Consider the following 14700-nt stretch of genomic DNA (forward strand, 5'->3'; position numbering starts at 1 on the left):
TCACGGCGTCGGGGCAGCTCGACGGGATCATTCGCAGCATGGCTCGCTTCAGCGAACGGCTGCGCGTGATCGAGGCGGCCCGCACCGAGGGGATGGTCGCGCACTCCGCCAAGGTCTGGGGTCCCGCAGCCCTCGCGGCGATCCGCGCTGCGGAAATGCGCCCGCCGCCGCGAATCCGCCAAATCCCCGTGGAGCGTCGTGCCAAAAAAATGGCGAAAGCGAAATTACGCCGTGATTGCAAGGAGTTTCAAAAAAGCGGTGTCGAAAATGAGTGAAAGTGTCGAGGGTTTGGCAGATACGAAAGGCGAAGACGACCGCATTCCTGCGCGCCGCATGTTCCCGGTACACCCTCTGCCGTCATGGACGGAGAGGGGCCATGGGCAGGGCGCGTGAAGCCCTCTTAGAAACCGTAGGCCGAGGTCGCGGATTTCTCGCCCGCGTCGGCGTCCACCTCGACCTTGACGTACACGGTGCCGCCATCGAACGACGACGGCCAGGTGGCGACGAGCGCGTCGTCGAATGCGTCGGCGATGGACTTGTACATGCCTTCCATCTGGCCGGTGTTCTGGAAGGTCCAGAACAAGCCGCCGGTTTCCTCGGAAACCTTGTACAGATATTTCAAGCCGTCACTGTCGGGGTTTTCGGAAAAGCCGAGCGAGAAGATCGGCACGCCGGCCTTCACCGCGTCGTCGATGAGTTCGCTCGCCTTGGTGTCGCTCATGTTGTCCTCGCCATCGGAGGTGACGACGACGCACTTGGGCGCGCGCTCGTCCTCGGCGAGGTCGACGCCTTTTTTCGCCGCGTCCCAAACCGCGGTACCGAGTTGGAAACCGTCGAGGTCGTTGCTCTTCACCGCGTCCTCGATCACGCCCTTGTCGTCGGTGAATTCCTGCATGATCTTCACCCGATTGGCGAACTTGATGATCGCCATGCGGTCGCCCGTCATCAGGTATTCCGAAAACGCCACCACCGCGTCCTCGGCGTCGTTTTGCTGCTCCTGGCTCATGCTGCCCGAGTAGTCCATCGCGACCGCCGCCGAGATCGGGATCTGAGCGCTCTCGCGACGCTGCGTGGTGAATTCGACCTCGACCCACTCCTTGCGGTCCTTCGACTCGAAGATGCGGATCTCGTCTTCCCGCAGCTTCACCGCGTCGCCGTTTTCATCGATCGCCGTAACGCCCGCGCGCACCGCGCCGGGCGCGCCCTGGCCATCCACGCTGATCGAAACCTGAAACGAGCTGAGATCGACGTCGCTGATGTCGATGTCGTTCGCATCGGTCCCGCACGCGGCGAGCGCGCACGCCGCACCGACCGCGCACCACAGCGCGACCTTCCGGTAAACCGCCGTCCTCATGATTCCCTCCGAAATTCGATTCGAACCATCATGCGGAGCCGCCGGAAAAACGGCGGACGGACATCCAATTCAACGGGAGGGATCAAGCCACAATTTAGCGGCCCTCACCCCCGACCCCTCTCCCGCCCGGCGGGAGAGAGGAGGCGAGCGCAGCGAGCCGGGGTGAGGGTCCCCCTCACCACTTCCAGTGCCCGTTGGGCCGCAACCCCATCGCGACGAGTCGCGGTCCGAAAACCGGGCCGACCTTGACGACGGAGAGCGACGCGTTGTGCACGTCGAAGCGATAGAAGTGGTCGGACACGTCCATGTCGAGCAGCAGGCACAGCGCCATGCGCAGTGTGCCGCCGTGCGCGACGCACAGCACGCTGCCGCCCGGGTGCGCGGGGAGCATGACATCCCAAATCGCGCGGCGCACGCGGTCGACGAACACGGCGACGGTCTCGCCATCGGGGGCCTTGGCGTTCATCGTGTCGGTGCGGAACTTCATGAAGGCGTCGCGGTTCTGGCGCATCACCTCGCGATAATCCTCGCCCTCCCAGTCGCCGTAGTCCTGTTCGCACAATTCGGGAAGCTGCGTCGCGACGAGGCCGTCATGGTGATCCGTGATGGCCTTCGCGGTGTCGATCGCGCGCGAGAGCGTACTGGTGAAGGCGGCGTCGAAATGAAACGGGGCGAGTTCGGTGCCGAGCGCAGCGGCCTGCTCGCGGCCAAGCGGCGTGAGCGGGCTCTCGCAGCGCCCGCAGATGATCTCGCGCAAATTCGCCTCGGTCTGGCCATGACGCACGAGGTAGAGCGTGGTTTCCTGGGGGGCTTCGGTCATCGTTTTCTCCATCCGGGGAGAGGCGGGCGGAACTTAGCACCGGCGCGTCGCGCGGACAACATCGCGCTCGGGCGGGTGCGAGAGCGCGATGAATCGCGCCCCTACGAGTCGCGCACGCGGAACCATGTATCGCGCCCCTACGAGTCGCGCACGTGGTCAGCGGATGAACGACCCCTTGCCCGCGCCGATGCCGACGCGCACGTAGGGGCCGATGAATCGGTCGGTGACCGAGCGCGCGAGCTCGCCGTGCTTGATCTGCCAGAAGTAGGTGATGATCTCGCCCTGATAGCCCGCGTGCAGGAAGATCGGCATCGTCACGGCTTTGCCGTAACTGGGTTCGCGCACGGTCCACTTGGGCGTCGCGAACCACTCGATGCCGAGGCCGACATCGGCGGGGATGCCCTCTTTTGCTCCGGCGAAATCGGGGAAGCGCGGCTTGAGCCGGTCGTCGCCGTTCACCGTGAAGTTCGTGTACGACCATCCCGCGCCGACGTAGGGGTAGAGCGTGAAGCGCGTGTGGACAAGGTCCACGCCCGCGTGAAAGAGCAGATTCAGGTTCGAGATCGTCGCCCCGGTGCCGGGGCCGTCGCGCCACTCGCGCGCGTATTGCACGGTGAGGTCGCCGATGAATCGCCGTCTGGCGAGGCCGAGTCGCCCGCCGAGGACCGGCGTGGCGCGACCGAGGTAGCCGCGCTCCTCGCGGTTGCCGAAGCGCTCGATGTCGCCGCCATCGGTGTAGTTGTTCACATCGGATCGGTCGAGGAAATGCACCGCGCCGAAGCCCTCGACGAACCACATTTCCTGAACGCGCCACGGCCCGGCGAACGCCGGCGCGTCGGCGCACAGCCAGATCCCGACGCATGCGGCGGCGACGAAGACGATCCGACGAACGGAGAAAATCACTCGGCTCACGCGGGCAACATAGCACACGCCCCGAGGCCGCGTCACCGGCGGGAGGGTCGGCGTTGACGCCAAAGAGACGGGAGCGGACAATACGTCGGATCGAGGAGGCAATCCCATGCGTCTGCGAGTGATCCTGGAACCATCTGACGAAGGCGGATTCACCGTGCACGTGCCCGCACTTCCGGGGTGCGTGAGCGAGGGCGATACGGAAGACGACGCGATGGCCAATATCCGTGAGGCGATCGAATTGTATCTTGAGGATGTGCCGGCAGAACATTCGCTGACCGGAAAGTCCGTTCTCGTCCGCGAGATCGCGGTGTGAGCAAAGTTCCTTCGCTGTCGTATCCGGTGGTCCTGTCCGCGCTGGGAAGGGCGGGCTTCTCTGTGGTTCGTCAGAAGGGGAGTCACATCCGCCTGGAGAGATTCACTCCGGATGGGGTCATCAAAGTCACCGTTCCGGCGCACCGGCCAATCAAGAGATCTACTCTGCAGCACGTCATCAAGGCATCGGGGCTGACGCTGGAAGAGTTCCTCGATCTGCTCTGAAGGTACCCGATTCGAGCGTTCTCAGCCGCCACGAGATCCACATCACCGATAATCGAGTGCGTTCGTCGCGAGCAGATCGTCGAGCACGGGCTTGGCGCGGTCGGCGGTGGGGCCGAGCGGGTTGGTGAAGATCGCACGCAGTGCCGCGTCGTAGCTGCGCGTCTTCGCCGCTTCGACGGTGAGTTCCTCGTAAGCCTTGGCCCGCTGAATGAGCGCGCGAACGCTCGGCTCCAGCGGTGCGACATGCCGGGGCGTCGCGCCGTCCTTGCCGATGCGCGCCGTGATCTCGACGACGCTCGTCGCGGGAAGGTCGGGGATCGCGCCGCGGTTCTGCGTGTTGACGACCATCTCGTCGCCGGTGTCGTTCGCGATCGCCTCGATCAGTTGCACGGCGATCTTGGAGTAGTACGCGCCGCCGCGCTCGTCGAGCTCGGGCGGCTTGGTTACCTGCTTCGGATCGGCGTATTTGGCGAGTAACTTGTTCTCGATATCGATCACCTCTTCGGCCCGCGTCTTCGGTTTCGCCTGAAGCTGCGCCAGCACGCGCTCGGTGTTGTAGTAGTAGCGGTTGTAATAGAGCGGCACCGCGCCGAGCGCGCGGATGAGTTCCGGCTTGTAGTCCACGTCGGGGATGTTCGCCGGGCCCTGATCGCTCGCCAGGAACTCGAGCACGCGCGCGGTGATGTCCTCGCCCTTGATCGCCACGCGGCGAATCCACCCCAGGTGGTTGAGGCCGACGAACTCCATGTCGATTTCGGATTCGTCCACGCCGAAGAACTTCGCCACGGTCATCTTCATGTCGATCGGCACGTTGCAAAGCCCGATCGCGCGCTTCACCGGCGTGTGGTTCAGGATGCCCTCGGTGACGAGGCCGGACGGGTTCGTGAAGTTGAGCAGCCAAGCGCCCGGCGCGAGGCGGTCCATTTCATCGCAAATGTCGAAGATCACGGGAAGCGTGCGCAGCGCCTTGGCCATGCCGCCGATACCCGTCGTCTCCTGCCCGATCAGGCTGTGGCGCAGGCCGAGCAATTCGTCCTGGTGCCGCGCCTGCTGGTGCCCGACGCGAAACTGCGTGAGCACGAACGACGCCCCGTCGAGCGCTTCGGCGCGCTTTGCCGTCAGGACGACGCGAAACGGAGCGGCCGCGTGAGTGACCATGCGTTTGGCGAATTCGCCGACGATCGCGAGGCGTTCGGGGTCGTTGTCCATCAGCACGACCTCGGCGAGGCCGATCGCCCCCGCGCGACCGATGAGGCCCTCGATGAGCTCGGGTGTGTAGGTGCTTCCGCCGCCGATGATGCCGATTTTCACAGGTCGCCCCCTTGTCCGTTCGCGCCATGTATCTTAGTCGCGGGTCCGGGCGGCGTCCACGCGTTTTGCCGCGCGGCGCTTGCGTACGTGCGGGATATGGTGGCAAATAAACGTCCCTCCTGGGGACGATGGCATGATTGTGGGCAGATTTCCGAATTTGGGTGCGGTGGGGATCGTGGCATTGCTCGGCGCGTTCGTTTGCGCCCTTGCGGCCTGCGAGAAGGAATCGGACTTCAAGGAACCGTGGGGGTTGCCGGCCGAGCCGCAACGCATCTGCCCCACGACCTTCACTTCCGGCGATGACGGAACGTGGTCGCTCGTCAGCGATTCCTGCGGCAGCGGCATCGGCGCGGCGCGCGTGCGCGTTGGGTACGAGTACGACGGCGTGGCGTACTTCACGGGGTCCGACCAGTATCCCGAGTTCAACGAAACTGAAAACGTGGACGGCGGCGTGACATGGAGCCTCGCCGGACACGAGACCGCACCGGACCTCGAAGTGACCTTCACGCACGAGGGCGAACGCGGCGCGCTCACGGTCGCGGTCGCTCTTCGCGCTTCCGATCACGCCGCGCGCGTGACGAGCGTCGAGCCCATGCGCCTCGACGGCGCGAACGGAGTTCGCCTCCCGGGCCTCGCGGGCGGGCTGCACTTCCTGCACAACGGATACGATTCGTGGGCCTACACGGCGGTCGAGCGCCTGTCCGCGGCGGACGGCGACCCCCGACGCGAGGGATCGCTCGCGGTCCCCGCCGCCAACGACCGCGAGTGGTGGGACGTGCGCAAGGGCGTCGGCTGGTGGATGGCCGCGGGCCGGGTGCCCACGTCGAATCTCGGATTCGTCATGGGGGTTCTGTCGGCGAAGGTGCTCAAGACCTATTTCGTTGCCGATGTGCCGGATTCGACGGACGATCGCGTTGCGTTCGATGTGGTGATGGGCACGCCGGGCGACATCCTGCTGATTCCCGCGGGCACGACGCGCGACCTCGATCCGCTTTATCTTCAGCTGACGGGCGACATGCCCGCCGCGCTCGACGACTATGGCCGCGCCGCCGCCGTGGTGACGCCGCCGCTCGAATGGGCGGGCGAGCGACCACGCGGATGGGCGACGTGGTACGACCTGTTCACCGACGTCACGCCGCAGGACGTGCTCGACCACGTCGACTTCCTGTCGCAACCGGAGTATCAGGCGCTCGGTTACAACGTCGTGCAGATCGACGACGGCTACGAGCAGAGCTTCGGCGACTGGGACGAGAACGAGAAATTCGCGTCGATCGGCATGGACGGACTCGCGGAGGCGATTCGCGACGCGGGGCTCGTCGCCGGCATCTGGATCGCGCCGATCGTGGTGAATACGCAAAGCGAGCTCGTCGCCGATCACCCGATGTGGTTTTTGCGCGACGAACACGGCGAACTGCTGCTCTTCTCAGACCCCTTCATCGGCGAGCATGCGATCCTCGACGTGACGCATCCCGACGCCGCCGAGCACCTGCGTTCGGTGATCCGTCGTTTCACGGACGCGGGTTACACGTATCTCAAGCTCGATTTTCTGTTCCCCGCGGCCTACGAGGCGGTGCGCAGCGACCCGAGTGTGACGAGTCTCGAAGCGTATGCCCTCGCATGCGACATCATGCGCCACGCCGCGGGCGACGACGTGTTTCTGCTGGCGTCGGGCGAGCCTCTGCTGCCGTCGGCGGGCAAGTTCCACGCGGCGCGCACGAGCGATGACATCGTGCTCTCGACCTTCGACACCACGAGCTATCGCATGTCGGGCGTGATCGCGCGGTACAACTCGGCACGCTTCTGGACCGAGCACCTGTTCAGTCCCGACGCCGACAACCTGTGCGTGCGGCCGGGCATGAGCGTGGACGAAGCGTTTGCCACGGCGGTGTCGAACCTGCTCGGCGGGCAGAACCTTTTCCTTGGCGACGACCTGCGCGCGCTCGATCCAGAGCGCGAGGCGATGGTGCTGGACGGTGACTTGATCGGCCTCGCGGACGAGCCGGGACCGACGCTGCCGCTCGATTTGTTCGACGAGGCGATGGACGCGCCGAGTTACTTCCTTCCGCAGGATTGGGTCGTACGCAACAGCCGCACGCCCGCCGTGTGGGTGCGAGGCGACGTGATGGCCGTCGTCAACTTTTCATCCGCGTCGCTGGCCCGACGAGTGCTCGCGACGGATCTGGGTTTCGACACGGCCGATCGGGTGCGTCTGACGAATCTGGAAACGGGCGAGACGATCGAGGATCAAAACGCCGTGGGTGTGTCGGTGCCGGGACGGCGCGCGATGCTGTTCCGGTTCGAGCGCGCACCATGACGGCGGGGTCGCGAAGCTGATGGAGAACCTGTCGTCCCGGATTCGCGTGGAAGCCGGCGCGGCGGGCGTGAGCCTGCGCGGCGCGGGAAGCATGTCCGCGGCGATCACGCAGGCGAGTTGCGGATTCGAAATCGCCGGCAAGGGCCGGGCGAAGGCGCCCGTCATCGTCGCGCGATTCCCCGAGGTCTGGGATATCGACGGCGGGATGGAACTGCGCGCGCTGGTTCCGCAGCAATCCGGCGGCGCGATCCGGCTGCGCTGGCGTTTTCGCGAGCGCGGCGGCGGCGTGTCCGTCACGCTCGTGTTGACCAACGATACCGCAACCACCATTCGACTCGCGCGCCTCATCCCATTCTCTTGCGATGCGGCGGGCGGCGGTTCGCTCGAAGTGGGTCAGATCGCCAACTGGTCGTTCTTCCGCATGGGCTGGCAGTCGTGGTCGGCGACGCGCTCGTACCGCATGTTTGAAGCCCCCGCGCGTCCGCGACTGACGTTTCTGCGCGAAATGGAGGAGAACCCGGCGAATCCGACCAGCGGAGAGCCGGGGGAATACGTCTCCGAGCAGATGGCGATGCTGGCAGATGTCACGTCGCACGCTTCCGTGGCCATCGGGTTTCTCGGGGCCAAGGCGGGTTTCGGAGACATCCGGCTGCGCATCGAGCCCGGCGGACCGCGGTTCGCGCAACTGGTTGCGTCGTACCACCGCGACGGCGTCGAGTGCGAACCCGGCGGCGTGGTCGAATCCGAGCCGCTGTGGATCGCGATCTCGCAGACGCCCGATCTCGCCGCGCGGCAATGGGCGCTCGAGTCGGGTACGCATCTCGAAGCGCGCGTGCCGCCGTCGTCGCCGGTGGGCTGGTGCTCCTGGTATCACTACTTCACAAAGATCGACGAAGTCGAAATGGAGCGGAACCTGCGCCTCGTCCGCGACGCGCGCAAGTGGATTCCCTTCACGCTCATGCAGCTCGACGACGGATGGCAGCGCGAGGTCGGCGACTGGCTCGAGGTCAACGACAAGTTCCCGTCGGGCATTGCGCCGCTGATGAAACAGATCGACGACGCCGCGCTGACGCCCGGCCTCTGGATCGCTCCGTTTCTCGCACGCCCCGGTTCCAAGCTCTTCCGCCGGCATCGCGACTGGTTCATCAAGGACACTCGCGGCCGACCGCGCAGCGCGGGGTGGAACCCGATGTGGGGCGGGCGCGTGTACGCCCTCGATCCCACGCATCCCGACGTGCAGGACTGGCTCGTGCGCGTGTTCCGGACCATCCGGCGCGAGTGGGGCGCGAGGTTCATCAAGATCGACTTCTGCTACGCGGCGGCGCTGCCCGGGGTGCGTCACGATCCGCGCTCGACGCGCGCATCGGCGCTGCGCCTCGGTCTCGAGACGATTCGCGAGGCCGTCGGCGACGACACGTTCATCCTCGGATGCGGCTGCCCGCTTCAGACCGCCGTGGGGATCGTCGACGCGATGCGTATCGGCTGCGACGTGACTCCCGCCTGGGCCAATCGGCGGTTGCGCCGCGCGGCCCGCGACGAGAATCTGCTGTCCAGCGAACACGCCCTGCGCAACGTGCTCACGCGTTCGTTCCTGCACGGCGCCTGGTGGGTGAACGACCCCGACTGTCTCATGATCCGCCGCGAAAAAAGCGCACTCACCGACGACGAGGTGCGCGCGATGGCATCGGTGTACGCGATCAGCGGCGGCATGCTGCTCGTCTCCGACGACATGAGCCTGCTCGAACCCGATCGCATCGAACTGGCGTCGGCGGCCGCGGATCTTCGCACGCCCGGTTGCCGTGTGCCCGAACTCATGTCGTCCGCGTTCCCCGAGACTGCGGTGGCGGAGCTGCCCTTCGGGTACCTCATGCTGGTGGCGAACTGGTCGGACGACCCGGTTCACAAGCGCGTCAATCTCGCCGCGTTCATCCCGTCTTTTGCCCTCGCCGCCGCCCGCACCGCCACGGAGGTCTGGTCGCGTCAGACACTCCACATCCGGGGCGGCGAGGTGGATCTCGGCGTGCTCCCGCCGCACGCGGCGCGACTGATCTTTGTCGATCTGCCGATGGCGATCTGACGCACGCCCGGTCCGCAAAGCCTTTTTTTCGTTGACACGCTCCGGGCCGGGTTTATCATCGAATCGTAGAAATTCGCGGCTCGCGGCGCTTTTTTTTGAGGCGCCGGCGACCGCTCGGGAGAGGAAAATGTCGGCGCGAAGCGCGTTGGCGAGGTTCGTGGCCATGGCGGCGCTGGTGACGGCGCTGCTGTACGGATGCGCGAAAACCGGACCGGACGCGGAGTTGAACTCCGCGACGCCGGGGTTGCCGAACTGGGTGCACCGCGACTCCGCCGACTGCGCGGCCTGCCACCCCGGCATCGTCACCGAGTGGCGTCAGTCCATGCACGCGCACTCCACCGCCGACAAAAATCCGCTCTACAAAATGATGGTCGGCCAGGCGATCGAAAAACTTGGCCCGCAGGCCCAGGCGACTTGCGTCCGGTGCCACTACCCCGAATGGAAGGACGCCGCCGTCGCGGCCGAAATCCCCGTCGAGGGCGTGTCGTGCGTGGTCTGCCATCGCATCCACCCCGAGCATCCGAAAAAGTCGCTCGACACCGGCGCGCTCGGTGCGTTCGCCCGCTCGAAGGAGGGCATGACCGGCGCACAGGGGCTGTGCCTCGCCTGCCATTCGGATCTTGCGACGCCCGACGGTCGGCAGATCTGCACCACCGGGACGGAAAACGCCGCGTCGGCGCAGTCGTGCGCCGATTGCCACATGCCTCTCGTCAAGGGACAGCCGGCGCTCGGCAGCAAGAGCACGGTCCACCGGCGACACACGTTCCCGGGCGGTTACTCGCCCGACTTCGTCAAGGGCTCGGCGTCGCTGGCGATCCGTACCGACGACGTGGCGGACGAGCTCACCGTGGTGCTCGAAGTGAAACGCATGTTCAGCGGACACGACCTGCCCACGGGCAACCCGATGCGCCACGTGGTGCTGCGCGTCGAGGCGTACGACGAAAACGAAGAGGTCATCTGGTCGAACATCGCCGACAACCCGCACGAGGACGACCCCGGCGCGGTGTTTCAGCGCACATTCGCGGACGCCGAGGGGCATCGCCCGGTGCCGCCATTCGCCTCGTCCGGTCCGCCGACCGACACGCGGCTGCGCGCGGGGGAAACCCGCGAGTTGCGTTACGCGGTGCCCACCGAAACGCAGGTCGTGCGCGCGTGGCTGGAGTACCGGCTGGGACCCGAGGCGTTGCTCACCGCGGCGGGCATGTCCGAGGAGCGCGCCGCGCCCGAGGTTATCACGAAGACCGAGATCGATCTGGGTGAAGAAGCGGTCGCGGACGAGGACGACACGCCCTAGGCGGCGTCAGGGCACGGATTCGTCGCGCCCGGTCGGAGCACTTCGCGGCTTCCACACCCGGTCGACCGCCATCGCCGCGATCGTCCCGGCGACGATGCCCACGCACCAGCCGCCGAGGACATCGAGCGGGTAGTGCACGCCGACGTACGCGCGGGTGTATCCCACGAACACGGCGAGCGCCGCGAGCGGCCACGCGAAACGCCGCGCGAGCAGGGCGACGGCGGTCGCCGCCGCGGCGAGATTCGCCGCGTGATTGCTGGGAAATCCGAACCCGGACTTCTTGCCGACGAGCAGGCGCACGCCATCGAGCGCGATGGATGGGCGCGGACGTTCGATCCATGGTTTGAGGATCTGAGCCGCGAACAGATCGGCCAGCGCCACGGCGGCGAGCGCCGCGAACACCGCGCGCCGTCCGTCCGCGCCGCCCTTTCGCCAGATCCACGCCGCCAGCGCGACGGCGGGCGCGACGGCAACCCACGACGGCTGGAACGCGGGAGCGATCCAGTCCATGACGGCGCAGGTCCAGCGGCCGTTCACCAGTCGAAAGAGCGAGAGATCCCAGGCGGGGGTGTGCGTCATCGGCTAAACCCGGGGCGAGGCCAGCGTCTCGCCGCGCGCGAAAAAAAAGCCCCTGCCGAAGCAGGGGCTTTTCCGATTTGCGCTCGAACTACTTGTTGAGCTTCTTGTCGGCCTTGCCCTTCTCGAGCTTGATGGTCTTCTTCTCGAGCTTCTTGTCCTCGGCGCCTTCCTTGATCTCCGGCTGGATTTCCTTCTTCTCCGGAGTCGGCGTCGGCTCGGGGGTCGCCTTCTTGGGCGTCGGAGCCGGGGTCGGCGGAGGAGGCGGCTCTTCCTTGGAGCAGGCCAGAATGCCCATGCTCATGGACAGGCAGAACGCCATCGCGGTCAGGATGACCAGAAACTTCTTCATGGAAACCTCCCTTCGGATTCCGTTTGTTCGACGGTCCGTAAAACAATTCCCCGAAAGTCCAAATCCCAAAGTTCGTACGCGAACGACGGTTTTCGAATCCCGGCGCGCGCAGTTGGAAACACGCGGAACGTAGTAGATTTGCCGGGGGGTGTCAATCATTTTCACCGTTTTTGCCTCGCAGGGGCTCAAAGCGACCGCGAATAACGCCCTGAATTCGGCGCTTTGCCGAAAACGCCGACCGCATTAGACTCGTTGCGCGCCGCGGGCACGCGGCGTTTTTCGGAGACGCACATGCCGATGAAATCCTGGGGCGGGCTTTGGGCGATCGCGGCGCTGGCGATGCTGTTCGCGGGCTGCGGTGACGATGACGACGATTCGTCCGGCGACGATGACGCGAACGACGACGATTCCGTCGATGACGATTCGAGCGACGACGACGCGGGCGACGACGACACGTGGCCGCCGCTTCCCGATGACGACGCGGACGACGACGCCGACATTCCGCCCAGCCTCGCGTCTCGCCCGGAATTGCTCGAATGGTCCGCGTGGTTCGAGGATGTCGATCACGCGAACGAGCCGCGCCCGCGCATGATCGGCGGATTCGGCATCGGCAACGGCCGTTGTTTCACCATGACCGCGGGCAAGCTGCCGCTCACCGCGTGGTTCAACACGCTCGGCCCCGACTATCAAAAAAATCTGCGTTTCTTTTCCGAGAAAACGCTCGACCTGTACCGTTTCGGTGAGCGCTTGGCGTGGGACCGCGAGCGCGCCTATCGCATTCGCGGCACGGGCGTCACCGTGATTCGCCAGGACGCGGGCGACATCAGCCTGTGGACGATCGACTTCGCGCCCGAGGGCGATGACGTGGACGGCACGGCCGCGACGAGCGCGCTCGGCCGCATCGTCGTCGCGCACAACCGCGGCGACGCGCCCGCGGACGGCCTGTCGGTCGCGCTCGGCACTGTGTGGGGCCACGTGAACGAGGGTCTGATCACCGAGACCATTCACGAGGACGGCAAAAATCTGGCCTATGGATTTTGGAACGCGGAAAAAGGCGCGGGTGTTTCGGTCGAACTCGAAACGCTCGCGCCGGGCGGCGAGGCCGTCACGCCCGTGCTGATGGCATTCGCGCGGTCGGGCACGGGCGACACCGACGACGCGCGCGAGGTTTTCGCCGACGTCGCCGCGCTCGATCCGTGGGACGTGCTCGCCGCGACGGTCGATCGCTGGAAGAATTACGAGGCCGAGGGCGCGCGGGTGAGCGCGTCCGACGAGCGGCTCACCGATTTGTTCGAGGGCATGACCGTCAACCTGCGCAATCAGCAGACCTTCGAGGGCGCGATCACGCAGATGAGCGAGTACTCGTTCGCGTGGCTGCGCGACATCATGGGTCCCGCCGTGTTTTTGCCGCTCATGGGCCGCGCGCCGCAGTTCCGCGACATGCTCGATTATTACTGGCTCGCCACGCTGGTGAACGGCAATTTTGCGAACGCGATGAAGGTCGATCACGACATCAGCAATCCTCCCGCCGAGCCCGATTGGGCGTCGATGGGCACGCTGACCGGAAAGATCGGCGCGGAAAGCCCCAGCTATCACATCCTGCATTACCGCGCGGATCTCGACGCCACGGGCGACTGGTCGCGCATCGAGGAGCGCTACGGCATGCTGCGCCACGCGCTTATCCATCAGGATTTCCGCGAGGGTTGCCTGTTGCCGTTTTCGGGCGACGAGACGTTTCGCCCCGCGATGGCCGTGGCTTACGGCGACGGGCTGTCGGGTAATTACGAGGACACGCACCTCTCGGCCAATTCGTCGTTTTTGTTCGTCGCGGCGGCCGAGTTCATGGTCCAGGTGGCGGATCACATGGGCGAGGCGGGGCACGCCGCCGGGTATCAGGCGCTCGCCGATGCGGTGCGGGACTGCGCCGAGGATTATTACTGGCTCGACGCGCGCGGATTTTATTCGCCGATGATCGACAAGATCACGCTCGAACCGCTCGACGCACCGTTCGAGGATGTGAACGCCACGCCGCTGTGGATCGGGTTCCAGCACGACGACGACGTGCACGGCAAGGACAACCTGATCAACGCGTTCGAGGCGCTCGACGAAAAGGACGGCGTGTTCCACTCGCCGGTGAGCCCGACGTGGATCGCCCTGACGCGGCTCGCGGGCGTGGAAGAGGGCGCGATGACCGGCATGGCGCAGGGATACCAGCTCGAAGCCCTCGCGCGCATCGATCATCCGTGGGCCGCGGACTCTTTCGCGAACTACACGAACATGTACCACCCGACCGGTAACACCAGCGAGGGCATCATCGTCGACGACTGGGGGCGCTTCGCGTACCTGTACGAGCCCTTCGGCTATCTCGTCGATCTCACCGCGCGCTACCGATCGTGGGAGGGCCCGATCAACGCGGCCGCGATGCTGCGCTACCTGTTCGGCCTGGACCTCGACGCGCGAAACGAGCGCATCGCGATCGCGCCGCACCTGCCGGGCGGTTGGGATTTCGCGCGCATCGACGGCGCGACGGTGGGCGACGCGCATTTCGATCTCGTGGTCGAACGCGCGGACGACGGCTACCGCGTCACGATCTCACCCGACTCCGATCTGACCGTGAACGCGAAGCTCGCGATCGACGGCGACGCGGGCGTCGTGACCGTCAACGGCGTCGAAACCGCCGCGACCACCGAAACCGAATGGGGACGTTTCCGCGCGCGGCTCACGGGCCTTTCGGCGGACGCGGGCGAGGATCTGGTTCTGGAGATCCAGCCGGAATGAGGGTGCGCTTGTCCATTCGAGCGCCCGAAGTATCATCCTGAGCGTCCTTGCCGCTGTCATCCTGAGCGTAGCGAAGGATCTTGCTCCTGTTCACGCCAGACCCTTCGCTTCGCTCAGGGTGATATAACCCAATAACCAAGGCGCTTCCTTGAACGATCCGCCGGGCCGTGCTTGAATCCCGCGCCTTGCGACCGAACGGCATTTTGGGGGATTTCGCATGCCGCACAAATTCAGCATCCCGACCAAGCCCGGCGACGAGGGGCTGACGAGCCTGTACTCGGGCGAGCGCGTCTACAAGAACTCCGAGCGCCCGACCGTGTACGGCGAGGTGGACATGCTCGAGGCGATGCTCGGCCTTGCCCGCGCCCACGCGCA

The 14700-nt window shown here is 65.9% G+C and carries 14 protein-coding genes; 8 read left to right on the plus strand and 6 right to left on the minus strand.

Annotated features, from left to right (window positions below):
• Positions 1-65: 65 nt before the first annotated feature.
• Positions 66-275 (plus strand): hypothetical protein, encoded by a 210-nt coding sequence (locus IT350_02380; GenBank protein MCC6156870.1) that lies wholly within the window; start codon positions 66-68, stop codon positions 273-275.
• A gap of 125 nt (positions 276-400) precedes the next feature.
• Here IT350_02380 and IT350_02385 read toward each other — a convergent pair whose 3' ends face one another.
• The 3 genes from IT350_02385 to IT350_02395 all read right to left on the minus strand — a co-directional run bounded on the left by IT350_02385 (position 401) and on the right by IT350_02395 (position 3086).
• Complete coding sequence (locus IT350_02385) at positions 401-1354, minus strand: VWA domain-containing protein (protein MCC6156871.1); 954 nt, start codon at positions 1352-1354, stop codon at positions 401-403.
• A gap of 175 nt (positions 1355-1529) precedes the next feature.
• Complete coding sequence (locus IT350_02390; GenBank protein MCC6156872.1) at positions 1530-2174, minus strand: histidine phosphatase family protein; 645 nt, start codon at positions 2172-2174, stop codon at positions 1530-1532.
• A gap of 156 nt (positions 2175-2330) precedes the next feature.
• On the minus strand, positions 2331-3086 hold the full coding sequence (locus IT350_02395; protein MCC6156873.1) for a hypothetical protein: 756 nt from the start codon (positions 3084-3086) through the stop codon (positions 2331-2333).
• A gap of 106 nt (positions 3087-3192) precedes the next feature.
• Here IT350_02395 and IT350_02400 point away from each other — a divergent pair, with 106 nt between their 5' ends.
• A complete protein-coding gene (locus IT350_02400; GenBank protein MCC6156874.1) occupies positions 3193-3399 on the plus strand; it encodes a type II toxin-antitoxin system HicB family antitoxin in 207 nt (68 codons plus the stop codon).
• Positions 3396-3623 (plus strand): type II toxin-antitoxin system HicA family toxin, encoded by a 228-nt coding sequence (locus IT350_02405; protein MCC6156875.1) that lies wholly within the window; start codon positions 3396-3398, stop codon positions 3621-3623. Before IT350_02400 ends, IT350_02405 begins: the two co-directional genes overlap by 4 nt.
• 42 nt (positions 3624-3665) lie before the next feature.
• Here the strand turns inward: IT350_02405 and IT350_02410 are convergent, their stop codons facing one another.
• Entirely contained in the window at positions 3666-4934 is a 1269-nt protein-coding gene (locus IT350_02410; GenBank protein ID MCC6156876.1) for a 6-phospho-beta-glucosidase, read from the minus strand.
• 133 nt (positions 4935-5067) lie between these two features.
• Here IT350_02410 and IT350_02415 point away from each other — a divergent pair, with 133 nt between their 5' ends.
• The 3 genes from IT350_02415 (at position 5068) to IT350_02425 (ending at position 10619) form a co-directional block, all read left to right on the plus strand.
• On the plus strand, positions 5068-7248 hold the full coding sequence (locus IT350_02415; GenBank protein ID MCC6156877.1) for an alpha-galactosidase: 2181 nt from the start codon (positions 5068-5070) through the stop codon (positions 7246-7248).
• 19 nt (positions 7249-7267) lie between these two features.
• A complete protein-coding gene (locus tag IT350_02420; protein MCC6156878.1) occupies positions 7268-9325 on the plus strand; it encodes an alpha-galactosidase in 2058 nt (685 codons plus the stop codon).
• Between the two features lie 127 nt (positions 9326-9452).
• Positions 9453-10619: a hypothetical protein gene (locus IT350_02425; GenBank protein ID MCC6156879.1), complete on the plus strand. Its 1167-nt coding sequence runs from the start codon at positions 9453-9455 to the stop codon at positions 10617-10619.
• A 6-nt stretch (positions 10620-10625) separates the two neighbouring features.
• Here IT350_02425 and IT350_02430 read toward each other — a convergent pair whose 3' ends face one another.
• Positions 10626-11198: a phosphatase PAP2 family protein gene (locus IT350_02430; protein ID MCC6156880.1), complete on the minus strand. Its 573-nt coding sequence runs from the start codon at positions 11196-11198 to the stop codon at positions 10626-10628.
• A gap of 88 nt (positions 11199-11286) precedes the next feature.
• Positions 11287-11547, minus strand: a complete 261-nt coding sequence (locus IT350_02435; protein ID MCC6156881.1) for a hypothetical protein — start codon at positions 11545-11547, stop codon at positions 11287-11289.
• A gap of 291 nt (positions 11548-11838) precedes the next feature.
• On the opposite strand from IT350_02435, the gene IT350_02440 reads away from it, so the two are divergent.
• Positions 11839-14325: a hypothetical protein gene (locus IT350_02440; protein ID MCC6156882.1), complete on the plus strand. Its 2487-nt coding sequence runs from the start codon at positions 11839-11841 to the stop codon at positions 14323-14325.
• A gap of 217 nt (positions 14326-14542) precedes the next feature.
• Positions 14543-14700: ATP:cob(I)alamin adenosyltransferase (locus IT350_02445; protein ID MCC6156883.1), on the plus strand; the 158-nt coding region annotated here is incomplete at its 3' end.

The sequence above is a fragment of the Deltaproteobacteria bacterium genome (assembly GCA_020845895.1).
Taxonomy (GTDB): domain Bacteria; phylum Lernaellota; class Lernaellaia; order JACKCT01; family JACKCT01; genus JADLEX01.

What these genes read in the sequence shown, in the direction of transcription:
- IT350_02385 (MCC6156871.1), bottom strand. Translation starts at nt 1,354, where the DNA reads ATGAGGACGGCGGTTTACCGGAAGGTCGCGCTGTGGTGCGCGGTCGGT.
- IT350_02390 (MCC6156872.1), bottom strand. Translation starts at nt 2,174, where the DNA reads ATGACCGAAGCCCCCCAGGAAACCACGCTCTACCTCGTGCGTCATGGC.
- IT350_02400 (MCC6156874.1), top strand. Translation starts at nt 3,193, where the DNA reads ATGCGTCTGCGAGTGATCCTGGAACCATCTGACGAAGGCGGATTCACC.
- IT350_02415 (MCC6156877.1), top strand. Translation starts at nt 5,068, where the DNA reads ATGATTGTGGGCAGATTTCCGAATTTGGGTGCGGTGGGGATCGTGGCA.
- IT350_02420 (MCC6156878.1), top strand. Translation starts at nt 7,268, where the DNA reads ATGGAGAACCTGTCGTCCCGGATTCGCGTGGAAGCCGGCGCGGCGGGC.
- IT350_02425 (MCC6156879.1), top strand. Translation starts at nt 9,453, where the DNA reads ATGTCGGCGCGAAGCGCGTTGGCGAGGTTCGTGGCCATGGCGGCGCTG.
- IT350_02430 (MCC6156880.1), bottom strand. Translation starts at nt 11,198, where the DNA reads ATGACGCACACCCCCGCCTGGGATCTCTCGCTCTTTCGACTGGTGAAC.
- IT350_02435 (MCC6156881.1), bottom strand. Translation starts at nt 11,547, where the DNA reads ATGAAGAAGTTTCTGGTCATCCTGACCGCGATGGCGTTCTGCCTGTCC.
- IT350_02440 (MCC6156882.1), top strand. Translation starts at nt 11,839, where the DNA reads ATGCCGATGAAATCCTGGGGCGGGCTTTGGGCGATCGCGGCGCTGGCG.